Here is a 24,457-nt window from a genome sequence, read left to right on the forward strand (position 1 = left end):
TCCAGGATCACCACGTCGCCCGGCCGCAGCGTCGGCACCAGGATCTGCTCGAGATAAGCCGCAGACCAGGGGCCGGTCATCGGCCCGTCCAGCACCATCGGGGCGGAGAACCCGCTCAGGCGCAGGCCGGTCACAACGGTGGTGGTCTTCCAGTGTCCATGCGGAAGGCCGACCCGGAGGCGTTGCCCTCGCGCGCAACGGCCATACAGGCGAGCCATCTTGGTCGTCGCGCTGATCTCGTCAATGAACACCAGCCGGTCCGGGTCGAGATCAAGCTGCCCGTCACACCAGGCCTCGCGTGCGGCCCTGACCTCGGGCCGGTCACGCTCGCAGGCGTGCGCGGTTTTTTGACCGTGATCGCCTGCGGGTGGAAGAAGCGCCAGAGCGTGCCGATGCCAGCCGAGACGCCGCGCTCCTCGCTTAAGCGAGACTGCATCGCGTGAAGTTTGAGATGCGAGGAGGCGTCAATCAGCTCCAGGAGAAAGGCCGCATGCGCATCGAGCTTGGAGCCCTTGGGCTTGTCCCTGCCGGCGGGCCGCCACCTCGCCGGATCGAGCGCGGCGCACCCACAGAACGGCGGTTGAGATGCCGACTCCATAACGAGCGGCCGCCCGCCACACCGAGACGCCACCCAGGGCCGTCTTGATCACGCGGTCCCGCAGATCCTGACTGTAAGCGCGTGCCACGTCAGGCCTCCATGTCTGGAGACAAGCAGGCCACATCAACTCTCACAGTGGAATCCCCTCTGACTCGGAATAGCCGGAAATGGCTTTAGCCTTAAGGTCAGAACGTCACGCGCAAGCAGCACCTTCACAAGAGGACCCACGCCGAGTGCTTACCATACACCTGTCGACTGCAGCATTGCGTTGTCATGCTCGATACAATATTAGCCTATTGAGGTGTTTCTCCAAACTTATGAGCATTCCAAGAAAGCTTATGTCTAGCAATGACTATGCATTCACCAGAACCTCAGCATCCAAGTAAAATACCTGCAATCTTTCACGCCCCTCTGCTAATTTGCAGCGCTTGGGTGTTGGCTTCTGCTATCATCTCAATTTTCATACGATTAGACATTCAAAGTGGCGCTCATGCTATAGGACTCTGGAGCGTACTAAGGTCATCGGCATTAGCATTGAGCTTGATGCTATGCCTTCCACTGGGTTACGCGCTGGCAAAAGGCAATCGACAACTGCAGCCTCTGTTGCCTTTGATGCTAACCTTTGTCGTTTTTTTTGCAGTGTCATTCCTTGGGAAAGTATGGCCGTTTGCGGTTGACGGGCTGGTTCTTACCATCTGCTTTGCGGGATTGTGGCTTACGTTTCCTTCGGTTCGGCGCGATCTTTCCCTTCCGCTCGTTTGTTGTATCTGCGCCATTGCGATTCTGCTCGCCGTGAATCACTTGGCGATTTCGGTCGTGCGCGGCTACGCGCATCCTCTTGGCTTTGAGCAAGCGCTGATGGGAGAGTTGTTCAAGGATACTCTTTATCATGCTGCAATAGCTGGTCTTTTTCAACAGTATGGAACCGTAAGCATTGGTCTAGACGGCCTGCAACCGATTATCTATCACGTAGCGAGCCATTGGTTTATCGGCGGACTGGCACGCTGGACTGGGTTAAGCACAATCCAGGCATATAGCTTGTTTGTACCTATTCTCGGCGGACCTCTACTGCTCTTTTATCTACTGGCCACAGTGGCCCACCTAAGGCCGGCAGATAGCGGGATAGCTCGCTATGCTGCTATGTTTATCGTCACCGCGATTACAGTTGGACTAGGTCACTTTACCCTCTTCGGGGTCTTCTGGGTCTCCGAAAGCTACTTGGTAAGCCTCTGGTTCTTTCTACTGACAATACAAACAATGATAGTCGGATTACCATCCACTATACGATCAGCACTACCCCTGCTATTCTGCGTTGCTGTACTGGTGACGATGACCAGCATTACCAAGATTTCGACCGGCGCGGTGCTGTCGTGCGGCGCAGCGGTATGGATCGCATGGCGGAATCCGAAGTCTCTTCCTTGGACAATGGCGGGAGCAGCATTCGCTTTTCTGCCATTCCTGCTTGTTTACATGTCGACATACAGCGGCAGTGGAAGTGGAGAGGACAGTATATTCCGTCCGTTCGTCACCTTTCGACGCTATGGCTACAATGCTTATTTCTTACCCACAGTGTTCGTTATCCTGCTATTTGTGGGCTGGCGCCGTTACCCGAGAGAACCGAATAATCAGGCATTACTGATGGGGTTGGGTGCAATGATGCTGGCTTCCATAGCGAGCAGCCTCATACTTGACCTTCCTGCAGGGGCAGTTTTCTACTTCGTCAATCCGGGAATTTGGGCTGCTCTATGCATTCTGGCTTTCTGCGCTTGGCCGAAAGAAGCCTTGTCCAGCTTTAGCTACAAGGCTCAGATCGCCATTGCCTTGATTGGCGTTACTGTCGTTACCCTTGGGACAAGCAGGCCGTCCAAGGCAATGCAACAGATCGCAGCTCTTAGGGAGGATATCAAGGTTCGATCTGACGGACGGGGCACACAGGGATTAATCGACTCGACATTGTTTGGGAGAATTCTTACGGCAATCGATACGAATCCTCAAATTGACGGCGTTCATGTCTCCCCAGAAGTCAGCGCATTTTGGCTAGGCCACACCAAGACATGTTGGGCCTCCTCCCTTATGGTCCAAGCCTTAGCCAGTCGCCCACTGCTTAAAGGCTTACATCCAATGTCGATTAACTGCCGCCTGCCGATGACATATGGCTGGGCCGATTACAAAAAGTCTATATCTTCCGCACGCTCTTACGACGATGCTAGCCTTTGCAACGATGCGACCCAGCATAGAATGCACAGCGTTCTTCAGGTATTGCCGAACGGAGAACTTAGAGTTGTTGATTGTACATCGAAACGGGGATAGAGCGTGCCGCGCCAGCAGATTCCCTGTATCGAGATTTCAACGTGTTGCATCCCCAGGTTCGTTGCGAAGCAAGGGGTTCAGAGCGGAAGATACATCGTGGCCCTAGAGGGTTGGAGCGCGAAGTTAGAACATGTCCTCGATGTGCTTACTTACACGATCAATGACCCAATCAACGGCATCTCCCATCCTTGGGTAGAGCGGCAACCGCAGCAGGCGCTCCGAAACGCTGGTGCTGACGGGCAATTCGCCGATCGAACGGCCCAAACGCTGCCCCGCAGGGGATGAGTGCAGAGGGATATAGTGGAATGGCGCGCCGATCCCGTCTTCTCTCAGCCTTCTGATGATTTCCTGGCGAAGATCGAGATTGGGTAGAAGCAGATAGAAGAGATGCGCGTTGTGTACACAATGCTCCGGCACATTTGGAAGGCCGACATCCAGGTTATGATATTTTCTCAGCGCAGCATCATAACGCTGCCAATTGCCCATCCTGTCATCTTGGATTTCCTTCGATTTCTCCAGCTGACCATAAAGAAAAGCGGCAATAAGCTCTCCTGGAAGATATGAAGATCCTATGTCGACCCAGCTATATTTATCCACTTGGCCGCGAAAGAACTGGCTTCTGTTAGTCCCTTTTTCGCGGATGATTTCCGCACGCTTCAGATGCGTCGAATCTCGAAATAGAATGGCGCCGCCCTCACCTGAAACAATATTTTTCGTTTCGTGAAAGCTGAAGGCGGCGAGATCGCCCAGTGATCCGGCCGCGCGTCCCTTATATGTTGAGCCAAATGCATGAGCGGCATCTTCTACGACGGCAAGGCCATGCTTTCTGGCGATGGCGAGGATTGTATCCATCTCGCATACGACACCAGCGTAATGGACGACACAGATTGCCTTCGTGCGAGAAGTAATCGCAGCCTCAATCTGAGTTTCATCGATATTGAGCGTGTCCGGCCTGATATCGACGAACACCGGCACACCACCGCGCAGGACAACTGCATTCGCAGTCGAGACAAAGGTGTACGAGGGCATGATGACTTCATCCCCTTCGCCGATATCCAGGAGGATCGAAGCCATCTCCAGAGCAGCGGTGCAAGAATGGGTCAAAAGCGCGTCGTGGGCTCCCGTAAACTTACTCATCCAGGAGCGGCACAAGCTGCTGTAATGCCCATCACCGGATAGCTGACCGCGCGCGATAGCATCCCGAATCATTTCAAATTCACGGCCAGAGATTGACGGAACGTTGAACGGCACGCGCATGCTTGATCTCGATATGCTTTTGGAGCCAACATCTATCATCAAAAAAGATGAATGAATATACCCTCGATTCTAGGCCCGCCGATATTCGAGAGATTTGTGCAAGTCATTGCAATTCTTAAGATTATGACTTGCATCCTTGGGCGGTCTTAGGCCATATCGGGCCGGCACAGGAGGCCGCTCGCCTAATACTCGACTGATCCTCGGCCACGGTGTTCTATTCAGCTTTGCGCTCGACGACTTTATTATTCTCAACGGGAACTGAATATGCAATAAACCGCACAACCTCTTATGACTGCGGGAAAAACTCCTTAACCCTCCTGAATTTATGATTTCACGCCGCTCCTGCCCCGAATGCCATACTCTTGAGGCTATCGAACCAGGCCAACCTGTCTGGCCACCGACATGGCGATGCTCCAGTTGCAGCTATCATCCTGCAGTTGTTGATGGTTTTCCTCTTTTTGCGCCGGACCTCGCCGATAAGGTTGTCGGCATGGATCCTGCTAGCTTCAGCCTGTTATGGGAGGTCGAGACCACCCATTTCTGGTTTCAGGCCCGCTCTCGCCTCCTGACCGGCCTCATCGATCGCTACTTTCCTGAGGCAAAATCGTTTCTTGAGATCGGCTGCGGCAACGCCGCGGTTCTAAGTGCCGTTGCGAAAGGCCGCGATTGGCAGCGCTTGGCGGGATCAGAGTTGCACCCTTCCGCCCTCGGCTTTGCACGTCAACGGTTGGGAACATCGGCGGAGCTCGTCCAGATGGACGCCCGCGAAATCCCAGCGCAGGATGCATTCGAAATCGTGGGGGCCTTCGATGTGCTTGAGCATATTGAAGAGGACGTAGACGTCTTGAAGCAAATGCACGCAGTCACTTCTCCCGGCGGCGGCATCATTGTCTCTGTTCCGCAGCATCAGTTCCTGTGGAGCACGAATGATGATATTGCCCACCATGTCCGCCGTTACCGCCGGGGCGAACTGGAAGCCAAGATGAAAGCTGCAGGCTTCAACGTGCTTTTCTCCACATCTTTTGCAGCTTTCATTCTGCCTGCTTTCGTCATCTCGCGGCTGTTGTCCAGAATTCGACAGGACGGCACCGATGAAATCATTAAGAGAGAGTATCGCATTTCTGGATGGGCGAACCACCTCTTGGGTACGGTCACAGGCATTGAAGTAAATTTGGCACTGCATGGCCTCGCTTGGCCTATGGGCGGGAGCCGAGTTGTCGTTGCCAAGAAACCAGCGTGAACGTTGCCCCGGCAAGCCCGAGAGACGACGTCGAGTACTCCAATTGCCCTGGCTATTTCCTTAGCGACAATAGCGTGCCTTCTTGTTGATATATGAGGGCTTTCATATGAATGCCCAGTAGCGTATACCGGAAACGCAATTTCGTTCAGTAGCCGTTTCGTGGTCTAGAGCTTCAATGATCCCTCGTTTTGCGCCCAATTACGGCTTAAGCGACTTGGCAAAAGCCCTATTCGACCGGTCGCGGTCCGGCTCTGCCGCCCAAGAGGTTGCCCGCCTGATCTCGCAGGAGATCAGAGTGTCTCATGCTGTCCTGACACCATCAGGACGAGGCGCGTTGTTTCTGCTGCTGAAGGCCCTTCCCGAAGGGCGCGTCATTGTTCCCGGCTACACCTGCTCGGCGGTATTTGAAAGCGCTCGGCTAGCGGGCCGAGACGTCGTTACTGTCGAGCATCAGGCAGGGCATTTGAATCTCGCGCCTTCAGATATCGCAAATGTGGTGCAAGCGGGCGACATCATTATCGCGACGCATCAGTATGGCTTTCCGTGCGACGTCAGTCGCATCAAGGCACTTGCGGACGCACGGGGAGCAATTGTCATAGAGGACATCGCTGCAGCCCTAGGAGCAGAAATAAAGGGCCGTCCCGTCGGCTCGGTAGGCCTTGCGTGCTTTGGAAGTTTCGATACATCCAAACTTGTGCATAGTCCACTAAAAGGCGGCTTTGTCGCCACAGATGATGCTCAGCTTGCGGCTGACTTGAAGACGACCGCTGCTTCTCACCTGAAACCGATGCCCGCATTGCATACGTTGCGGCTTGTGTTGACTGCCCTTATCCTGATCATCGTCACCAAAACCGCATTCTATAGGCTATTTTACTTTCTGAATTTTCAATTGCTGGGCAATTACACCGCTGAGAATGGGCAGCTGGCATCTGCGCTAAACCCATATTACCAATACTCCTTCTCTGAATGGCAGGCGAGGGTCGTCCTAAAGCAACTTCGACAGCTTAACGGAATCATCGCAAAGCGAGAAGCGATCTATGCTATCTACCGACGTGAGATCCGAGCGTCGGACAATTTCGACACGGAAGTATTGAGCCCAGAGAGACCAGGGAGCTTGATCCGCTTTCCGATCTATGTACGCGGGGACAAAATCAAGGTTCATCGTCGGCTCGCGAGAGCGGGGATAGATACCGGGTTTAGTTTCACAACGATCGCCGCACCTCGCGAGCAAACGCATGCCTGGCTCATCGCAGGCCGCGTCCTGAACTTACCATTTTACACGTCCATGACGGCTCGCGACGTCAGAGCCGTCGTCAAGGCCGCCAACCAAAGGGAAACACTATGAGCAGAGCGCTCCGCCAGATGCTGCAGGACCGCATGAAACGGCGCGAAGTATACTCAAGTGCGCAGTTCTGGAACAACAAAGCCCATCACTATGAGGGCAGCGCGGTTTCAATGTTCGCAAACCGCAATTTGAACCGCCACTATGAAGCGGCGCAATTTGCGTTCTTTGATCGCGCCCTGCCTGATGTGAATGGAAGATTTGTGTTGGATGTCGGGTGCGGCACCGGACGACTATCGAGGCACCTGGCCGCTCGCGGCGCTCGGATTCGTGCTTTCGATTTCGCCGAAAGCGCGGTTGAGATCGCCCGTCGGGAGAATGGCGACAGAGATATTGACGTCAGCGTCATGTCGGTCTTTGACCTGAATGACGAAGCCTTGTACGAGCACATAGCGGTGCTGGGTTGTGTTTCCGCCGCATGCAAGAGCAAAGAAGAATTTGCGCTCGTCATGCGCAAGCTTCATGCTGCGCTCAAGCCTGGCGGCACGCTGGCCATGATCGAGCCATTCCACGAAGGATTTCTGCATCGGGTTCTGGACGTTCCATTGTCTAAGATTCTGTCGATTATCGAAGAGAGCGGCTTCGTGGTCACGGGCCGTGCCGAGCTGCACTTTTGGCCTGCTCGCCTCTTTCTTGCGCCTATCGAATGGCCTGCCTGGTTGACGACGATCGGTCACGAAGTTGGCGAGCTGATCCTACGGATCACCGGCCCGAAGTCGGGCCTCGGCGATTACAAGGGCGTCATTGCAAAGCGTATCCCATGAAGCAGTCTGCAGCGCCTGGCTCTGAGTACATTGCCGTCGTCGTGCCATGCTACCGAAGCGCCAAGACAATCGGCCTTCTGGTGGAGCGCCTTTCGCGTGTACTGACAGAGCGTGGATCACGGTACCAGATTGTCCTTATCGACGATGCAAGCCCCGACAACACTTGGGAAGTGCTCTTGGCCTTGCACATGAAGTATGGCACCCTGGTCAAATGCATCCGCTTAGCGCGCAATGTTGGCCAGCACATGGCCCTGCAGTGTGGCCTGGGTTCAATCGATACAGATATAACCCATGTCGTCACCATGGATGATGATCTTCAGCATCGGCCTGAAGATCTGCAGCCTCTTCTCGATGCGCTTCAAGATGCCGACATCGCAATTGCCAGCTATGGTAAAAAGCAGCATGCCAAATGGCGCAATTTGAGTGGGGGCCTCATCGATCGGCTGCTTCGACATCTGTTCAAGCTTCCCAATGATTTTCAACTTACAAGCTTCCGGGCTTTCCGGGTTTTCGTGGCTCACGAAGTCGTCGAGAATCAAACGGAGTACACCTACATCACTGCGGCAATCCTCGCCGTGAGCACCCGCGTCGTGAATGTCGATGTGAAGCATGCCGCGCGTGAAGATGGTACGTCCGGGTACAGCCTCACAAAAAGCTTGGTTCTGGCAGCAAATCTTTTGATGACCTACTCCCGCATACCCTTCATCATCGTTGCTGCGACTTGCCTTACCTCGTTTGTCTTCACATTCCTGGTAATGGCAGTGATCTTTATCATGCATTTCCTTACCGTCGAATCCGTTCCAGGCTGGACAAGCCTTATGATCATGACCGGTGTTCAGAGCACGATGATCATGGCTGCCATCGCTATCGTGCTTATCTATGTGTCCCGGACCCACAAGGTTCTCAACGGAGCACGGGCCAGCTACAGGATCGCCGATGTCCGATAATGGCACTCCTTTTGCGGGAGCGCGGCTTCTCGTTCTTGCCGCGAGCATCAATCAGTTGCCGATCATCAGAAGGGCACGGGAGCTTGGCTGCACGGTTTTGACGGCAGATAACCAGCCACAGAATATCGGGCACGCTCTCGCCGACGAGAGCTTTACAGTCGACACGCGCAATACTGACGCGATTGTGGCGCTTGCCAGGGAAAACAAGATTGATGGCGTCATTGCCGCCGCGACGGACGTGGCCCTTCCTTCCGCCGCAGCAGTCGGCGCTGCACTTGGACTCCGAGCCCCCTCACCTGAGGCGGCCCAGGCTCTGGTTCCCAAAGACGCCTTTCGCCGCCTTCAGCGCGAACTTGGCCTTCCATCCCCGTTCGCGACGGATTCTCCCGGCTATGTGGAAGGAAACGGCCCCTTCGTCGTCAAGCCCGTTGTGGGTTCCGGATCGCGCGGCATCCGCATCGTCGAAGCGCATGAGAGCTTAGACGATGCGTTTCAGGAAGCTCAGAAATTGTCGCTCAATGGAAAGGCGATCATCGAGCGATTTCTGCCAGGAACACAGCACTCGCTCGAGGGCATCCTCAGCGGCGGCCTGATCCGCTCTTGCATGGTCACCGATCGGCTGACGGCGCCACCGCCCTTTACCGCAACGCGTGGACATCGAGCTCCCTCCGCCCTTCCGCCGTCCGCATGCGCAAATGTCGTTGAGCAAATTCAGAAGGTGTTCAACTACCTGGAATATCGCGACGGGCCGTTCGATGCCGATATTGTCTCCACTCCTCAGGGGCCAGTCATCATTGAGTTGACGCCGCGCGCGGGCGGAAATGCCCTTATGCGCCTGATCGAAGCCGCGACGGGATCCGATCATGTCATGTACCTGATCGCAAATGCGCTTGGGATGGATGTCTCCTCATTCGAGGACTTCAAGATCTGTCCGGCTGGGGTAGAAATCTTAGGCAGCCCCCGTCCCGGCATTCTCACTTATAATGTCGGTGCGATCAGCGCCCTAAAACATGAATCTTGGTGCCATTACCTCGCGCTGGATCTCCCGTCCGGCTCGCCTGTGAGCGCCTTCTCCGACGGACGGGCGCGCTTCGGCGAGTTGATTGTCACTGGCCGCGACCGGAAGAGCGTTGACCTTCACATCGAAGAGGCGCTCGCTCGCCTGGAACTCTCCGTATCATGAACAGCATGAAGGAAGTGCGGCGCTTCTGGCCATACATGCTAGCCGCAATATGTTGTACATGGGCCCTCATTACCTTCGATTGGACGTCGATTGGGCAGATCCTCTGGCGTTTCGACTATGTGCAGTTCCTGCTTGCTGGAGTGCCTCTCACGCTCGCCGTCTTGGGTCTACGCTCGTTGCGGTGGATAGCGGTCGCCGGAATGCCGTTTCGGTGGTCGAGCTTTAGGAAGGTCTTTGTCTATACAGCGCTGGCTATTGCCGCCGCCACGCCCTCTCCGATGCAACTCGGCGAACTGCTCAAACTCAAATTTACGAGAGACGAAACCGGAAGCAGCTACGCGCATTTGTCGGTTGCCTTCGCTCTCGAGCGGGCGATGGACCTTGCGGTGCTTGCTTTCCTAGCAGCCGTAGGCTTCAGCCTGCATGGTACAAACAGCGCCGTCTTGGCATTAACGGCAGCACTCCTATTCTTGAGTATCGCGTTATTGTTGCCGACAGTCCGTTTCCTTACGAAATTGAATCTTCCAGGCTTTTTATCCCGCACCTTGAAGCCGATCGCGCAGTATCAACTGTCTCCGAAGCGGCTCGCCTGCCTTGGCCTTAGCACGATTGCCAAGTGGTTGCTGGTTGCGCTCCTCTGGAATGCGGTCTTCATGAGCTTGGACATTGAAATTCCGCTCTCAACTGTCCTGATTGTCGTCGTCGGCGTTACGCTGTCAGTATCACTGTCACTGATTCCAGGTGGCATTGGTATTGCGGAGGTCTCCACGCGGGCACTACTGGTCTGGTTTGGGACCGATATAACTCAAGCAGAAGCGGGAGCAATCGGCCTTCGCGTCATTTCACCGCTGATGATTGGCCTTGGCCTTTTGATTGGATTAAGAATTCTCATGACTACGAAACACTCGCCCGGGCGCGAGGCTGATGAGAAGCGCTATGGCTGAGAACCGAAATGGATTGCGCGCGTTGGTCAACAATCCGCGTGTTTACGAATTAATCCAAAATCTTATGGGAGCGAAGCGGAACTCGAAGCGTTTCGCAGACAACTTCATCAAAGCGAAGCCTGGCGACAGGCTCCTAGATATCGGCTGTGGTCCGGGAAGCCTTGTACAGTTTCTACCGGATGTTGAATATGTCGGTTATGATCCTAACCCTAGTTATATTGCGGCAGCTCATGCTACCTATGGGGGCAAAGCTACCTTTCGGCTTGGCATATTCGATGACCAGAGCGTAGACGATCACGCTCCGTTCGACATCGCGGTTGTGTCAGCTGTCCTCCACCACCTCGACGACGAGCAGGCCCGCGATTTATTTAGGCTGCTCAGGCGAGCTCTACAATCGACTGGCCGCGTCATAACGCTCGACAACGTCTACGTTGACCGACAAAATCCGCTGGCTCGTTTCATTATTAGCCAGGATGTAGGGCAGAATGTGCGCACGGCTGACGGCTATGCTGCGCTCGCCAAGGACTACTTCAGATTTGTGAAGGGAACAATCATACACCAATCTTTCATTCCGTACACTTATTGGATTATGGAATGCCATAACGATTGATAACCAGTTGCAAACGATGATTTACTTGAGCGCTGAATTCGATACGGTTCACCATAGCCGAGCTTCTCCTACATGATGGTCTACCTCCTATAGCGTCGGTGGTTTCAGGTCCCTGCAATCAAACCTCACGGATCAAAACCACCCCACGCAACACGCACGACTCAGCCCAACAGGCCCGCATCGCTCACAGCGTGATACAGGCCGCTCCTGCTGGTGAAGCTCCAGAGCCGCTACGCGGTACTGACCCGCACCGGGGATCGCAATCCGACCTGTCCGTGATCAGCATGATTGAGAAGCTGAACGTTTGACCGGCGTCCGCCTTGGCAATCCATCATCCGATGACGTTACGGAATTCGTCTATTCCTCAGTGTTGAAGTTGACGCTCGGCACCGACGGCTCCTTTGTCCGATGAGGTTCTGAGTGGGATCCGTGATCGTCTCAAGTCCCCGTGCAATTGGCTGGGCGGTCGCACGCCGCTCTGGTGAGCAATCCGGACCCGGGCAATGCGACCTCACCAGTTCCGCTCCGAGACCTCCTGACCGACATGGGATCTGCGGCCCACTCACCGTCGTACTGAAACATCCCTTCCGATCGGTTGGATTTTCCCAGGTTCAATGCTATCTCCCCTCTCGTCCAAGCAGTGGATTCAAGACCGCGACGGCCGAGACACTCAGTCTTTTTCAAGCCTATTTCATTCTCTAACGATTAGGATTTGCCAGATGCCCGGTATCGCACGCCAGTTCGAGCCGCAGATCACGCGCAGTGGCGGCACGCCCTCGAAGTTCCGCTTTACGATCCGCTGTTCCGAATGCGCCAAGACTGACGCCTACGAGTCCAACAGGTCCGTCGGTCATGATGTCGTCAAGCGCTACTTTGACGAGCGTGGCTGGCTGCTCGGACGCGACCGCTCCTATGACATCTGTCCGGTCTGCCTGGCGCGCTCGCATGGCACGTCCGAAACGAGATCGTCGGGTCAGCCGCAACGCATGGCGTCCGCACCCGATAAGCGCCACCGGGATACGGCCGATATCCTGGCGCGTCATCTCGGCAAGCCCGAGGCTCTGGCCGCGGAGGTCTTCCGTCCCAAAGAGACGCCGCCGCCCTCAGTATCCGCGCAAAAGCCTCCGCCGCCATCGATGTCCGTGCCGGACCTTCCCTCGGCACTGGAGCAGGTTCTGGCCGACATGGCGGCGGATCTGAAAGGCTTGCGGTCCGCCATGGAACTTGTCGCTGAACAGGTGACCCAGCTGGCAGCCCTCGGTAGCAGCCAAGTCGATGCCATTGCGCGCTTCGCCCCTGCCCTCATCAGATCCGCCGAGAGCCTCTCGGGAAGCCTTCGCCATGCGGCGGGCGCGGTTCAGGCTGTGCCGCATGGGTCGGTTCCCGACCTTGATCGGCAATCCTCTTCGGAAATGGACACGGCGGGAGAACCGGCGCGCGCCGGTGATGCTCGACCGACACAAGCCGTCGAGAGCGAAGAAGCAACGCCTCCGAAGCGGCGGACGGGTATGCGCCGCGCCCGAGTCGAAGCGGATCAGGTGAGCGCCCACGCCGTCGCGGTGAGATCCATTGCGGACGCCAAGCGCGCGGACCGGTTCTACACCTCGATTCGTCTGCCGAGGGAGCTCTGGGACCAGGCGGGATTTGGCCCCGATGACCGCCTCGTGCTGGAGTGGAGCGGCAAGGCCTTGATTGTCGAGCGCACGACGGACGGCGGCGTGAAGCCGAAAGCGGTTGGGAACACCTCAGTGGTTCTCCAGTCCTGGAAGCTCGGCAATCTCAACTTCGATCAGCCGAAGGTGACGGGAGCCGACGGATCCTTACGCATCGTGGCTGGACGTAAGACCGCTGTGGCCTGATCGCCCTCTGGCGCGCGCTCTTCCTTTGGACTTTCCTGTCCCCATCGAGCATCGGACGTGAAACGTGGAATCCACTTTTGGGTTTCCCTCCGATGCTCCGTTCTCGGAAGGAGCGCATCGCTTGAGCCGATCCGAAGCGCCGCGCGATGTGTTAGGCCCTTCTTTTGTTTCGAAGCCAGCGTTCCGCCGGGGTCGCCAGGATCGTTGTGAGAACCACGATGGCTGCGCCGAGGCACAGGGCCGGGGATGGGACTTCACCGAAGAAGAGCCAGCCGACAAAGCCTGAAAACACGATCGACAGGTATCCGATCGGGGCCAGAAGCCGCGCTTCCTGCTTCTGGTAGGCCTGCAGCCAGCAATACTGCCCCAGCTGCGCCAGGACGCCGACCAGGATGATGTTCGGCGCCTCGCTCCAGGGGATCGGCACCCACACGATGGCAGCCGGGATGGATGTCAGGATCGTCAGGCCCACCGTGTAGAAGAGCATGAGCACGACGGTGTCCTCGCCGGCGAGGCGTCTGGTCTGAACGACCGCCAGCGACCCGAAGAAGACGGATCCGAAGGCCGCGATCAATCCCATGCTCCAGGGGATCACATCCGGCTGGACCATGATGATGACACCCAGGAAACCGATGGCCGTGAAGGCATAGCGCATTCGGCTGACGCGCTCCCCGAGCATGAGGGCCGCCATCACCAGGAGCACGAGCGGCCGGGTGAAACCGATCGCGGTTACCAGCGCGAGAGGCAGCGCCGCGAAAGCCGCGAAGTTGAATGTCAGCGCGATGGAGTTGAACCCGACCCGCGCGAGATGGCCACGGATGTTCGACAAATTCGTCAGCTTGGCACGGTGGCGCCAAATCAGCGGCGCAACCGACAGAAACCCGACGAGCGAACGCAGAAAGACGAGCTGGATGGCCGGATAGGTTTCACCCTCCGCCTTGACGATGGCCTGCATGGTCGTGACCAGCGCCATGTCGATCAGCAGCCAGCCCGCGCTTCGCCACAACGGGATCGAAGGCGGGGATGAATCGGTTTCGGGCGGAGCCTCCATGTCCTCTCGCAGGCCGTTACGCGGGCTGAACCAGATTCGCGAGCAGGCGGAAGGCGCCGGGCACCAGCTTGTCCAGCTGGTGGTGCAGCACGAGCGCCACATGGGTATGGCGCCCCTGCCCGATGCGGGCCGACAGGAGCGAGCCCTTGAGGGGGCTTTCTCCGGGATCGTTCAGGGCCAAGAGTTCCTCATAGGACGGGTCGTATTCCGACGCGAAGTAGAGTCCCCTCTCCTTGTCCCACCCCTGCCAGTCGCCGGCCTCGATGCGGTTCGGATAGGTCAGCAAGGGATCGTCCGCCTTCAGAACCGTGACCGGTGCGGCCGGATCGGTCACGCGCCACCGGAGCGACGGCGCCCCTATGGCGAGGCGGCGCGGCGGCGTATGGTCGGGATCCCACCCGTCGGTCGGGCGGTGGTAGAGCGTCACCAGATGGCCGCCCTCCTCCACGAAGCCATGAAGGCGTCCGCTCGCGTCCTGAAGGTCCCGCCGGAGCCCGAATGCGAAGATGCCGACCACGATGGTCGTGAACTCCGAAAGAGACCCTGCCGTCAGATCGGCCTGCGTGAGATCCGTCACATCGAGGCCGAGGCGGCGCATATGGGTGCCGACATTGTCGCTTCCGCCGCCCACATAGCCGATGCGCGCACCGGCCGGGAGAGCGACGTCAAGCGTCAGAATCGTGACCTCCGCAGGCGCAACGAAGGATGTGGGCCGGATGTGAGGATAGGCAACGGTTTCGATCCGGCTCGCCGGCCTGCCGTCCACGAGCGGAACGAGCTTTGCGATCCCGGTGCCTGCCCGCTGCGGCGGATCGATGATCCAGTCGTGGCCATCCGCTCGAACGCTCCAGCCGTCCGGCGCACGCCATTCCGTGGGACTGGCTCCCATGGCCTGGATCCGAAGGGCGGATGAATGGGTTCCAGTTCGGATGACGGCTGTCTGCGGATCGAGAGACAAGGACTGCCGGGGCCCGATCTTCAGAGGCTCCTCGGGATCCTGATCGATCCTGATGGTGCGGCCGTCCACGTCGCCCGAGACGACAATTCCGGCCTCGCCGTTGCCGCCCATGGGGTCGAAAATCTCGGGGTAATTGCCCGTATGCGACGCGGAGGCCGAAATCGCGAGCGCGTATTCCACGCGCCCCGATTGGCCGGCCGTCCCGACCACATCCATCCCGTCGGGAAGGCGGGGCGAGACCGTCAGATTCGCAAGATCCGGCGCGTCGATATCGACATCCAGGCCCATCCGCGATCCCGGATGGCATGGGCCCTTGAAGACCGCACGCGCGCCACGCGCATGGACCTCGAAAAGAACCGCATCGATCTCCCGCAGCTTGCGGTCGAGGCGGTGCCCCGTGCGGTCGGCGGTCTCCCGGTCGAGGCCGCCTCGGACCGTTTCGATCAGGCGCGCCGCGTGAACCAGCGCCTCGCCGATCCGCTTGCGATCGGGGAATGCGGCGATGCCCGCGTCGATGTGCTCCTGCGCCTTTCGCAGGGCCGCGGCGGCGGCCTGCGTCAATCCCGGTGCGGCGGCAACGTCCGCAAGGCTCGCAGGCAAGTGATCGCGAATGTCGCTCTCGGGCTCCGGCGGGCCGTCGGCCCGGAGCTTCAGGTGAAGACTCCACTGGTCGACGGGATCCTCTCGCCACACACCCATGCCTTGGGACGCATGCGCGGCCCGGGACCACTCGCCGAGCTGCCGGTACGCCAAGCCGGTGACCTCGTCGCCTCCCGCAACCCGGACGTCGAGCGTCGTAGGCGGCGGCGGCACCTCATCGTCGTATGCGTAGCTCGCTCCCGACCATGCCGGGAGATAGAACTTGCGAACCTGCCAGGGTGAGAGACCGCGCTTCCCATGCTCCGGAAAGGCCGAAGGATCGGCGGCCAGGGCCCATGCCGTTTCGGCCGCCCGGGTCATCGCCCGGTGATGCCCGTGCTGCCCCGGCACGTCCAGGAAGGTCGGGATGACAATGTCCGGCCGGTACTGCCGATAAGCCCGGACGAGCCGCTCGACGACGCGGTTCTCGCCCCAGCGCCGGAGCGTATCCTCTCCATTCTTGGAGAAGCCGAAATCATGAACCGGATCGTCCGGTCCGTGGCCGAGCCATGCCACGTCGGCGTCCATGCGGCGGGCGGACTCTTCCATCTCGGCGGTTCTCAGCACGCCGAGGATCCCTCCCCGCTCCGGGCCGAGGGCATTCTGGCCACCCTCCCCCCTTGTGGAACAGGCCACGACGACGCGCATGCCGTAGGTGAACCGCAATGCGGCCAGCAGGCCGTTGGCCTCGTCGTCCGGATGCGCTCCGGTATTCATCACCGTGAGGGTCGATCGCAACCGGCTCAAAGCGCGATGCAGGCGAACAAGGGCCGGCTGATGAACAGCGCTGGCAAGACGGTCGTGACTACCCGGCACGGGAGATCTCCTCGTTCAATAGATCCCGGTGAGCCGCCTGGGCCGTGTCGAGCCGGGGCGTCATTGTTTCCAGAAGCGGCAAGGCGGCGGCACCGAGGGCTGCCGTGAACCGGCCCGTGCGCCCCTGAATCAGGCGCGCTTCGCTCCGGTTCCTGTGGCGCGCGACCGACAATGGAAGCGGCTGCATGGCCTGGATGAGATCCTCCAGCAGGCTCGGAGGAAGAGCGCCGCCGATCACGATCGCCTCCGGGTCGAAGAGGTTTTCGAGCATGGCGATCTGAGGCGCGAGATGCCCGGCGGCCTCCCGGACCCAGGCGCCCACGACGGGATGCCCGTCATGATGGAGCTGCTCCAGACGCGCGTAGTCGATGCCATGGATTCCGGCCGCCTTCAGTCGTTCGGTCAGGGCGTGGATGGAGGCATAGGCCTCGAGGCACCCGTGCTGGCCGCACGAGCAGAGGCGTCCCCCCTTCTCGATGAGCACGTGCCCGATCTCGCCCGCATTGCCGTTGGCTCCCCGGTAAGGGCGGCCATCGATCATGATCCCCAGCCCCAGCCCCTGCCCGAAGAAGATCATGCAGAAATTCTTCAAATCCCTGGCGGCCCCGTGAAGGCGCTCGCCGACGGCCGCCGCGGTGGCGTCGTTCTCGAGGACGATGGATGAGCCCAGCATTTGTCCGATGCCGGACACGGCGTCGAAATCGAGCCATCCCGACAGGGTCGTCGGTCCGACGGACGTCATGCCCTCGACATTGAACGGACCCGGCATGACGACGCCGACCCCGAGAAGCTGCGGGACAGGAGATTTCAATTGCGCGCGGGCCGCCTCGATTTCGGCCTTGATGAGGGGGAGCACCGTATCGGGATCGTTCCGCTCGATCGCCAGGGTGCGCTGGGCGCGAACGCAGCCGCCGATATCCACCAGAAGGGTCGAGATGTGATCCGCGGCGATTTCGACGCCTGCCGTCATCGCGCCATCGGGATTGACCGCGAACTGGATCGGCGGGAGGCCGCGGCCTGCCCGAAGCCGCCCGGTCTTGATGAGCAGGCCGTCCGCGACGAGATCCTCGACGATGTTCGAGACCGCCTGCGTGCTCAGATGCGCATGGCGCGAGATTTCCATCCGGCCGACGGGTCCGAGCTGGCGCACGACATCCAGCACGACGCGGCGATTGTGAGACCGGTTGCGCTCCGGATTGCTTCCGATCGTCGACGACGTCCCGGCGTTGGATTTTCTCGGCATCTCCGACTCTCCATCACGGTACGATGACGCCGGGAAATGAATAACTCAAGTGAATTATGTTATTGACAGGCCGCCGACACTAGGAGAGCCTGAGAAGCGGAACGGTCTTGAGACCGGGACCCGTGAAAAGTCGGCGCAAGGCGCCGGGCAATAATGGAGAGGGATATGCGTTTTCGTCATCTGCTCGCGGGCGTCGCCATGAGCTGCGCCACCCTGGCGGCGTTCGGCGCCAAGGCCGTCGAGATCGAATACTGGCAGTACGTGTTCGACACGCGCGTCAAAGCGATGAACCAGCTGATCACGAAGTTCCAGGAAGCGAACCCGGACATCAAGGTCAAGCAGACCACGTTCCCCTACGCCGACTACCAGACGAAAGTCGCCGCCGCGATCCTGGCTGGCCAGGGGCCGGATGTGGTTCAGCTCTTCTACGGATGGACCGACAACTTCGTCGCCGGCAAGATGATCCGCCCCTTGCGGGCCGAGGCGTTCCCGGCCGCCGATATCGAGCGCGACTTCTTCCCGATCGTGAGCGCGATGAAGCGCGGAAACGACTATTACGGCCTGCCGACGGCCGTGCGCTCGCTGGCGCTGTTCTACAACAAGAAGGCCTTCAAGGACGCAGGTCTCGATCCCAACAATCCGCCCAAGACGCTCGAGGAGCTCGTCGCCGCAGCCGAGAAGACGACCAAGCGTGACGGCAGCGGCAACATCGTGTCCGCCGGCATGACGCTCGACATGGCCGGGCAGGATCATCAATGGTGGCGCGAGGTGCTGGTCCGGCAGTTCGGCGGCGCTCCCTACACGGACAACGACACCAAGGTCACCTATAACGACGAGGCCGGTCTCAAGGCTCTGACCTTCTACACGGATCTCCAGAAGAAGCATAAGGTCGGCCAGGTCGGCTTCATGGACGAAGGACAGGCCGCATTCCGGGCGGGCCTTGCCGCCATGACGATCGACGGCACCTTCCGTCTGGGCTCCTTCAACACGATCAAGGGCTTCGAATGGGGCGTGACCGAGCTTCCCGCCAATGCCCAGGGCGTGCGCAGCAACTATGCCAGCTACTTCGCCAACGCGATCACCACGAAGGCCGAAGGCGAGAAACTCGCGGCGGCCGAGAAGTTCCTGGCCTATGTGTCCTCGCCCGAAGCCATGAAGATCTGGATGGACGTCGTCGGAGAACTGCCGGCCCGCCGCGCCGCCGCTCTCACGCCCGAGAACGTCGCGCACCCGATCTATGGTCCGTTCCTCAAGGGCCTCGAATATGCGCACACCACGCAGTTCAAGGATGAGGCGGCCCAGCGGCAGGTGGCCATGGACATGGCCAACCGCGTCCTGATCGGCGGCGACGAGCCGAAGGCCTCGCTTGCCAAGGCGGCCGAGGACGAGCAGGCGATCATCGACCGCGCCAAGCGCTAAGAAAGTCCGCGAGGATCCAACGATGTCCGTTGTCGCACAGCGAGAGGCCGCCCAAGGCGGCCTCTGGTCGAAAATGAGTCTCGGCCAGAAACAGGTGATATGGGCGTGGGGGTTCCTCGCGGTTCCTCTGATCTTCTATGCGGTGATCCGCTTCTGGCCGACATTTCAGGCCTTCTACCTCTCGGTCACGGACTGGAGCATCACGCGGCCCGCGAGCTTCGTCGGGCTCGAGAACTACAAGCGGCTGTTTGCGGATCCCCTCTTCTGGCAGGTGTTCCGCAACACCTTCATGTATCTGATCCTGGGCACGCCGATCAGCCTGCTGATCTCGTTCGTCGTGGCCTATTATCTCGACCGCGTGCGGTTCATGCATTCGCTCATCCGCGCGCTGTATTTCCTGCCGTTTCTGACGACGGCGGCCGCGATGGCATGGGTGTGGCGCTGGTTCTACCAGCCTGTTCCCATCGGCGTGATCAACGACATCCTGTCCAGCCTCGGCATTCCTCAGCAGCCGTTCCTCCGCTCGACCGCGCAGGCGCTGCCGGCCGTGCTGGCACCCGCGGTCTGGGCGGGCCTCGGCTTCCAGATCATCATCTTTCTCGCCGGGCTGAGAGCGATTCCCGTCACCTATTACGAAGCTGCGCGCATCGACGGCCTCTCGGAGGGCGCGATTCTCCGGAAGATCACGATTCCGCTGCTCAAGCCGACGCTCGTCTTCCTCGTCGTGTTCTCGTCGATCGGCTTCCTGCGCATCTTCGACCAGGTCTACAACATCAACACGAACGATCCCGGCGGTCCCCTGAATTCGACCAAGCCCCTCGTGCTGATGATCTACCAGACGGCGTTCAGCTCCTACGAAATGGGCTATGCGGCGGCTCAGACGGTGGTCCTGTTCCTGATCCTGCTCGTCATCTCCCTCGTTCAACTGCGCCTCATGAGAGACCGCTGATGACAACTGTCGCATCTTCCCAAGGTCTGTCCATGCCGCGGATCAGGCCCGGCCGGATCGTTGCCTGGACGCTCCTGTTCATCGGCGGCGTCATCATGGTGACGCCTCTCCTGTTCATGCTCTCGACGTCCCTCAAGGACGCCTCGCAGGTCTACGATCTGCGCGTGATTCCAGCCTCGCCCACGCTCGACAACTATATCGAGATCCTGAGCGACGGACGCTTCGTGCGCTGGTTCGTCAACTCGATGATCGTGGCGGTCATCGTCACCCTGTCGAACGTCTTCTTCGACAGCCTTGTCGGCTACACGCTGGCGAAGTTTCGGTTCCGCGGCCGGTACGTCGTCTTCATCGCGATCCTGTCCACCCTGATGATCCCGACCGAGATGCTGGTGCTGCCCTGGTATCTCATGGCCAGCCAGTTCGGGTGGCTCGACAGCTATTGGGGCATCATGTTCCCGGGCATGATGACGGCCTTCGGCACCTTCCTGATGAAGCAGTTCTTCGAAGGCGTGCCGAACGACTTCCTGGAAGCCGCGCGGATCGACGGGCTCAACGAGTTCACCATCTGGTGGAAAATCGCCATGCCGCTGGTCACCCCTGCCCTGTCGGCGCTTGCGATCTTCACCTTCCTGGGCAACTGGACGGCCTTCTTCTGGCCGCTCATCGTGACCACGAGCGCCGATCTCTACACGCTGCCCGTCGGACTCTCGAGCTTCGCGGTCGAGCAGTCGATTCAGTGGGAGAAGATCATGACGGGCGCGAGCATCGCGACCCTGCCGACCCTCGTCATCTTCCTGTTCCTTCAACGCTACATCGTCCGAGGCGTGATGCTGGCCGGACTGAAAGGCTGAAGCCGATGACCGCAGGCACCTTCAAAGACACCTCCGTTTTCCCGGATCCGGTCTACAAGGAAACCGTGCTTCGCCCCCTCTTCGACGGCGCGAAGGACCACCATGTCGAGGGCTTTCGCCTCATTGACCGGGCCCATCTCGTCATGCTCCACGAGACGGGGATTCTGACCATCGAGCAGGCCCGGCCCATCGCCCAGGCGCTCGAGGCCATCGACCGCGAGATCGACGTCTCCGGGCTCGTCTATACGGGCGAGGTCGAGGACTTCTTCTTCCTGATCGAGAAGGAGCTTCGCACCCGTCTCGGAACGGATCTCGCAGGACGCCTTCACACGGCGCGCTCCCGCAACGATATCGACCACACCCTGTTCAAGCTCGGTCTCAAGGCTCGGATCGATCCTCTGCTCGAACGTCTCGTCCATCTGGCCGAGACCCTGGCATCGGTTGCGGAGCGGGAAAGCGGGACGCTGATCGTCGCCTACACCCACGGCCAGCCGGCGCAGCCGACCGTCTTCGGTCATTACCTGTCCGCGATGCTGGAGACCTTGCTGCGCGACATCGCCCGGCTCGAAGCGGCCCGGGACATCGTCGACCGCTCTCCCATGGGGGCCGCCGCCATCACCACGAGCGGCTTTCCCATCGACCGGGCGCTGATGGCGAGCCTCCTCGGCTTCAGCCGTCCCTTGCAGAATTCCTATGGATGCATCGCATCCATCGACTACATCACCGCGACCTATTCGGCCATCGAACTGGTCTTCCTGCATCTCGGGCGTTTCATTCAGGACCTGCAGTTCTGGACAAGCTTCGAAGTCGGTCAGGTCTACGTTCCCAACGCTTTCGTGCAGATCAGCTCGATCATGCCGCAGAAGCGCAATCCCGTTCCCATCGAGCATATGCGGCACCTGGCGTCCCAGACCGTCGGGCGTGCGCAGGCGATGCTCACCATCATGCACAACACGCCCTTCACGGACATGAACGACAGCGAGGGCGAGAGCCAGGGCTTCGGCTACGGCGCCTTCGAGAGCGGCGGGCGCGTCCTCGACCTGCTCGCGGCGCTTGTTCCGGCTCTTCGCATCAACGGGGACAGGGTCCGCGACAACATCCGCCGCAGCTGCATCACGGTGACCGAACTCGCCGACAGCCTTGTGCGGCGCGAGGGACTGTCCTTCCGCGAGGCGCACGAGATCGCGGCGGAGGTCGCCCGCGCGGTCGTCGCCGTCGGGGGAGATATCGCGGTCGACGGCTATGAGGCCTTTCAGGCGGCCTTCGAACGCTGCACGAAGCGCCGGACGGCGATCGACAGGACGCAGTTCTCCGAGATCGTCTCGCCGGAGAATTTCGTGGCCGTCCGCGACCGGTTCGGCGGCCCGGCGCCAACGGCGTTGTCCCAGGCGATCGCCGGATATCGGGACGACATCGCCCGGATCCGCCAACGGATGCAGGACGCCCGGACGCGGGAGGACGCCTCCTCCCGGGATCTTCAGGCTCGCTTTACCTCACTTCTCGGAGATCGCTAATGGCGACCATTGAAATCGATCGCCTCGTCAAGCGCTACGGACAGACGACGGTCGTCCATGGAATCGACCTGTCGATCCGGGATGGCGAGTTCGTCGTCCTGGTCGGCCCGTCCGGATGCGGCAAGTCCACGACGCTGCGGATGATCGCCGGGCTCGAGGAAATCAGCGACGGCGCGATCCGGATCGACGGGCGCGTCGTCAACGACCTTCAGCCGAAGGACCGGAACATCGCCATGGTGTTCCAGAACTACGCCATCTATCCGCACATGACCGTCGCCGACAACATCGCGTTCGGCCTTTACCGCTCCAAGCTGTCGGCGAGCGAGAAGCGTCGGCGCGTCGAGGAAGTCGCCGCGACGCTCGGCCTGTCGCAGCTTCTGGAGCGTCGTCCCTCGGCGCTTTCGGGCGGCCAGCGCCAGCGCGTCGCGATCGGCCGCGCGATGGTTCGCGATCCGGCCGCATTCCTGTTCGACGAGCCGCTCTCCAATCTCGATGCGCAGCTGCGCACGCAGATGCGGATCGAGATCAAACGGCTCCATCACCGGCTCGGCACCACCTCGGTCTTCGTCACTCACGATCAGGTCGAGGCCATGACCATGGCCGACAGGATCGTGGTGATGCGCGACGGCCGGATTCTTCAGGTCGGCACGCCCCTGGAGCTCTACGACAAGCCCGTGGACGTCTTCACCGCGCGCTTCATCGGCAGCCCGACCATGAACCTGCTGCCGGCGGTCCTGCGGGAGGGTGGAGCGGATCTTTCGACCGGCGGCTCGGTTCGGGCTCCGTCCTCGTCGGCGGCGACGTCCGATATCCTCGTCGGCGCACGCCCGCAGGATCTCGTTCCGGTCGCTTCGGACGCGCAGGGCCTGACCGTCTCGGGCACGGTTGCCGTCGTGGAGACGCTGGGCTCCGAAACGCTCGTTCATATCGAAAGCGCGGGGCAGACGATCATCGGTTCCGCGCCGGGCCGGCACATCCCGCGGATCGGGGAGCACCTGACCCTCCATGCTCCCGCGGAGAGGCTCTATTACTTCGACAAGACCACAGAGAAGGCACTGGCGGCCCAATGAGCGGAATGGCCTCCGAGCGCAACAAGGTCGTGTGCCTTGGGCGGATCTATTGCGATATCATCTTCACGGGCCTGCACGAGATGCCGGTGCTCGGCCAGGAGCGATTTGCGCAGGACGTGACGATCACGGGCGGCGGCGGCGCCTATATCACGGCGGCTCATCTTGCCTCTCTCGGCCGCCCGGCCGCGCTCCTCACCCGCCTCGGAACCGACCCTCTGTCGCGCGGCCTCGATGCGGAGCTCGCGACGAGCGGGATCGATCTGTCTTTCGTTGAACGATCGGGCGACGCCGGTCCCCAGCCGACCGTTGCGCTCGTCAAGGACGGCGAAAGAGCCTTCGTGTCGCGGCGTGCGGGCCGCTCCCGGCCGTCGACCTTGGAGCAGGCCCTCGCGGCTCGCGATGTCGCCCATCTGCACATCGCGGAATTCGCCACTCTCAAGGACAATCCGGACGTGATCGCCCTGGCACGCAGATTGGGCCTGACGATCTCGCTCGACCCGAGCTGGGACGATCACCTGATCCGCCAGGATGCGGGTTTCTTCGAGCTTTGCGCGGGGATCGATATCTTTCTCCCCAATGTCGAGGAAGGAAGAGCGCTGACCGGCGAAAGCTCGGCGGAGGCGATCATGCACAGCCTCCGTGAGAGATTTCCTCTGGTCGTTCTCAAACGCGGCGAATACGGCGCGATGGCCTCGTCGCAGGCTGGTTCCGTTTCGGCCGAGGCGATCCCGGTCGACGTGGTCGACACGACGGGCGCCGGCGATGCGTTCAACGCCGGCTTCCTGCATTCCTGGCTCGAAACCAGGGATATCGAAAAAAGCCTGGCGGCCGGCATCGAATCGGGTGCTCTTTCCGTCCAGTCGGCAGGCGGTGCTCCGTCGCGCCTGTCCTGA

Annotated in this window: 20 protein-coding genes (1 of these 20 only partly in view); 15 read left to right on the forward strand and 5 right to left on the reverse strand. The window is 59.9% G+C overall.

Annotated features, from left to right (window positions below):
* On the reverse strand, positions 1–251 hold the 5' portion of the coding sequence (locus RE429_RS20385) for a transposase (protein ID WP_414475183.1). The gene continues 34 nt to the left of window position 1, outside the view; only the first 251 of its 285 coding nucleotides appear in the window; its start codon is at positions 249–251; its stop codon lies beyond the left edge, outside the window.
* 779 nt (positions 252–1,030) lie between these two features.
* On the opposite strand from RE429_RS20385, the gene RE429_RS20390 reads away from it, so the two are divergent.
* A complete protein-coding gene (locus RE429_RS20390; protein ID WP_414475184.1) occupies positions 1,031–2,908 on the forward strand; it encodes a hypothetical protein in 1,878 nt (625 codons plus the stop codon).
* 123 nt (positions 2,909–3,031) lie between these two features.
* Here RE429_RS20390 and rffA read toward each other — a convergent pair whose 3' ends face one another.
* Positions 3,032–4,165, reverse strand: a complete 1,134-nt coding sequence (gene rffA, locus RE429_RS20395) for a dTDP-4-amino-4,6-dideoxygalactose transaminase (protein WP_414475185.1) — start codon at positions 4,163–4,165, stop codon at positions 3,032–3,034.
* A gap of 490 nt (positions 4,166–4,655) precedes the next feature.
* Between rffA and RE429_RS20400 the strand changes: the two genes are divergently transcribed.
* The 8 genes from RE429_RS20400 to RE429_RS20435 all read left to right on the forward strand — a co-directional run bounded on the left by RE429_RS20400 (position 4,656) and on the right by RE429_RS20435 (position 13,054).
* Complete coding sequence (locus tag RE429_RS20400; RefSeq protein WP_414475186.1) at positions 4,656–5,405, forward strand: class I SAM-dependent methyltransferase; 750 nt, start codon at positions 4,656–4,658, stop codon at positions 5,403–5,405.
* 295 nt (positions 5,406–5,700) lie between these two features.
* Positions 5,701–6,750 carry a DegT/DnrJ/EryC1/StrS family aminotransferase gene (locus RE429_RS20405; RefSeq protein ID WP_414475187.1) on the forward strand — a complete coding sequence of 350 codons (1,050 nt, stop codon included), beginning with the start codon at positions 5,701–5,703 and terminating at the stop codon, positions 6,748–6,750.
* 17 nt (positions 6,751–6,767) lie between these two features.
* Positions 6,768–7,511, forward strand: a complete 744-nt coding sequence (locus RE429_RS20410; RefSeq protein WP_414475188.1) for a class I SAM-dependent methyltransferase — start codon at positions 6,768–6,770, stop codon at positions 7,509–7,511.
* Positions 7,508–8,458 carry a glycosyltransferase gene (locus tag RE429_RS20415; protein WP_414475189.1) on the forward strand — a complete coding sequence of 317 codons (951 nt, stop codon included), beginning with the start codon at positions 7,508–7,510 and terminating at the stop codon, positions 8,456–8,458. Before RE429_RS20410 ends, RE429_RS20415 begins: the two co-directional genes overlap by 4 nt.
* A complete protein-coding gene (locus tag RE429_RS20420) occupies positions 8,448–9,641 on the forward strand; it encodes an ATP-grasp domain-containing protein (protein WP_414475190.1) in 1,194 nt (397 codons plus the stop codon). The genes RE429_RS20415 and RE429_RS20420 overlap by 11 nt, the downstream gene beginning before the upstream one ends.
* On the forward strand, positions 9,638–10,585 hold the full coding sequence (locus RE429_RS20425; protein ID WP_414475191.1) for a lysylphosphatidylglycerol synthase transmembrane domain-containing protein: 948 nt from the start codon (positions 9,638–9,640) through the stop codon (positions 10,583–10,585). Before RE429_RS20420 ends, RE429_RS20425 begins: the two co-directional genes overlap by 4 nt.
* A complete protein-coding gene (locus RE429_RS20430; RefSeq protein ID WP_414475192.1) occupies positions 10,578–11,195 on the forward strand; it encodes a class I SAM-dependent methyltransferase in 618 nt (205 codons plus the stop codon). Before RE429_RS20425 ends, RE429_RS20430 begins: the two co-directional genes overlap by 8 nt.
* Positions 11,196–11,914: 719 nt before the next feature.
* Positions 11,915–13,054: a hypothetical protein gene (locus tag RE429_RS20435; RefSeq protein WP_414475193.1), complete on the forward strand. Its 1,140-nt coding sequence runs from the start codon at positions 11,915–11,917 to the stop codon at positions 13,052–13,054.
* Between the two features lie 151 nt (positions 13,055–13,205).
* Here the strand turns inward: RE429_RS20435 and RE429_RS20440 are convergent, their stop codons facing one another.
* From RE429_RS20440 to RE429_RS20450, 3 genes are read right to left on the reverse strand one after another with little or no spacing between them, the layout of a single operon-like run.
* Positions 13,206–14,105, reverse strand: coding sequence for a DMT family transporter (locus tag RE429_RS20440; RefSeq protein ID WP_414475194.1), 900 nt, complete (start codon positions 14,103–14,105; stop codon positions 13,206–13,208).
* Between the two features lie 16 nt (positions 14,106–14,121).
* Complete coding sequence (locus RE429_RS20445) at positions 14,122–16,518, reverse strand: PIG-L family deacetylase (protein WP_414475195.1); 2,397 nt, start codon at positions 16,516–16,518, stop codon at positions 14,122–14,124.
* Positions 16,508–17,761 (reverse strand): ROK family transcriptional regulator, encoded by a 1,254-nt coding sequence (locus RE429_RS20450; protein WP_414475196.1) that lies wholly within the window; start codon positions 17,759–17,761, stop codon positions 16,508–16,510. Before RE429_RS20450 ends, RE429_RS20445 begins: the two co-directional genes overlap by 11 nt.
* Before the next feature lie 153 nt (positions 17,762–17,914).
* On the opposite strand from RE429_RS20450, the gene RE429_RS20455 reads away from it, so the two are divergent.
* The 6 genes from RE429_RS20455 (at position 17,915) to RE429_RS20480 (ending at position 24,457) form a co-directional block, all read left to right on the forward strand.
* Positions 17,915–19,180 carry an extracellular solute-binding protein gene (locus RE429_RS20455; protein ID WP_414475197.1) on the forward strand — a complete coding sequence of 422 codons (1,266 nt, stop codon included), beginning with the start codon at positions 17,915–17,917 and terminating at the stop codon, positions 19,178–19,180.
* Positions 19,181–19,253: 73 nt separating this feature from the next.
* A complete protein-coding gene (locus RE429_RS20460; RefSeq protein ID WP_414475860.1) occupies positions 19,254–20,129 on the forward strand; it encodes a carbohydrate ABC transporter permease in 876 nt (291 codons plus the stop codon).
* Entirely contained in the window at positions 20,129–20,980 is an 852-nt protein-coding gene (locus RE429_RS20465) for a carbohydrate ABC transporter permease (protein ID WP_370435098.1), read from the forward strand. Before RE429_RS20460 ends, RE429_RS20465 begins: the two co-directional genes overlap by 1 nt.
* Positions 20,981–20,985: 5 nt before the next feature.
* On the forward strand, positions 20,986–22,494 hold the full coding sequence (argH, locus tag RE429_RS20470; protein ID WP_414475198.1) for an argininosuccinate lyase: 1,509 nt from the start codon (positions 20,986–20,988) through the stop codon (positions 22,492–22,494).
* Entirely contained in the window at positions 22,494–23,564 is a 1,071-nt protein-coding gene (locus RE429_RS20475) for an ABC transporter ATP-binding protein (protein WP_414475199.1), read from the forward strand. The genes argH and RE429_RS20475 overlap by 1 nt, the downstream gene beginning before the upstream one ends.
* Positions 23,561–24,457 (forward strand): carbohydrate kinase family protein, encoded by an 897-nt coding sequence (locus RE429_RS20480; protein ID WP_414475200.1) that lies wholly within the window; start codon positions 23,561–23,563, stop codon positions 24,455–24,457. The genes RE429_RS20475 and RE429_RS20480 overlap by 4 nt, the downstream gene beginning before the upstream one ends.

The sequence above is a fragment of the Microvirga sp. M2 genome (assembly GCF_047497095.1).
Lineage (GTDB): Bacteria > Pseudomonadota > Alphaproteobacteria > Rhizobiales > Beijerinckiaceae > Microvirga.

Excerpts from the sequence above, each read along its gene's own strand:
- RE429_RS20410 (WP_414475188.1), top strand. The coding sequence starts at position 6,768 with ATGCTGCAGGACCGCATGAAACGGCGCGAAGTATACTCAAGTGCGCAG.
- RE429_RS20475 (WP_414475199.1), top strand. The coding sequence starts at position 22,494 with ATGGCGACCATTGAAATCGATCGCCTCGTCAAGCGCTACGGACAGACG.
- RE429_RS20435 (WP_414475193.1), top strand. The coding sequence starts at position 11,915 with ATGCCCGGTATCGCACGCCAGTTCGAGCCGCAGATCACGCGCAGTGGC.
- RE429_RS20440 (WP_414475194.1), bottom strand. The coding sequence starts at position 14,105 with ATGGAGGCTCCGCCCGAAACCGATTCATCCCCGCCTTCGATCCCGTTG.
- RE429_RS20480 (WP_414475200.1), top strand. The coding sequence starts at position 23,561 with ATGAGCGGAATGGCCTCCGAGCGCAACAAGGTCGTGTGCCTTGGGCGG.
- RE429_RS20425 (WP_414475191.1), top strand. The coding sequence starts at position 9,638 with ATGAACAGCATGAAGGAAGTGCGGCGCTTCTGGCCATACATGCTAGCC.
- RE429_RS20415 (WP_414475189.1), top strand. The coding sequence starts at position 7,508 with ATGAAGCAGTCTGCAGCGCCTGGCTCTGAGTACATTGCCGTCGTCGTG.
- RE429_RS20455 (WP_414475197.1), top strand. The coding sequence starts at position 17,915 with ATGGAGAGGGATATGCGTTTTCGTCATCTGCTCGCGGGCGTCGCCATG.
- RE429_RS20400 (WP_414475186.1), top strand. The coding sequence starts at position 4,656 with ATGGATCCTGCTAGCTTCAGCCTGTTATGGGAGGTCGAGACCACCCAT.
- RE429_RS20420 (WP_414475190.1), top strand. The coding sequence starts at position 8,448 with ATGTCCGATAATGGCACTCCTTTTGCGGGAGCGCGGCTTCTCGTTCTT.
- argH (WP_414475198.1), top strand. The coding sequence starts at position 20,986 with ATGACCGCAGGCACCTTCAAAGACACCTCCGTTTTCCCGGATCCGGTC.
- RE429_RS20430 (WP_414475192.1), top strand. The coding sequence starts at position 10,578 with ATGGCTGAGAACCGAAATGGATTGCGCGCGTTGGTCAACAATCCGCGT.
- rffA (WP_414475185.1), bottom strand. The coding sequence starts at position 4,165 with ATGCGCGTGCCGTTCAACGTTCCGTCAATCTCTGGCCGTGAATTTGAA.
- RE429_RS20465 (WP_370435098.1), top strand. The coding sequence starts at position 20,129 with ATGACAACTGTCGCATCTTCCCAAGGTCTGTCCATGCCGCGGATCAGG.
- RE429_RS20450 (WP_414475196.1), bottom strand. The coding sequence starts at position 17,761 with ATGCCGAGAAAATCCAACGCCGGGACGTCGTCGACGATCGGAAGCAAT.
- RE429_RS20460 (WP_414475860.1), top strand. The coding sequence starts at position 19,254 with ATGAGTCTCGGCCAGAAACAGGTGATATGGGCGTGGGGGTTCCTCGCG.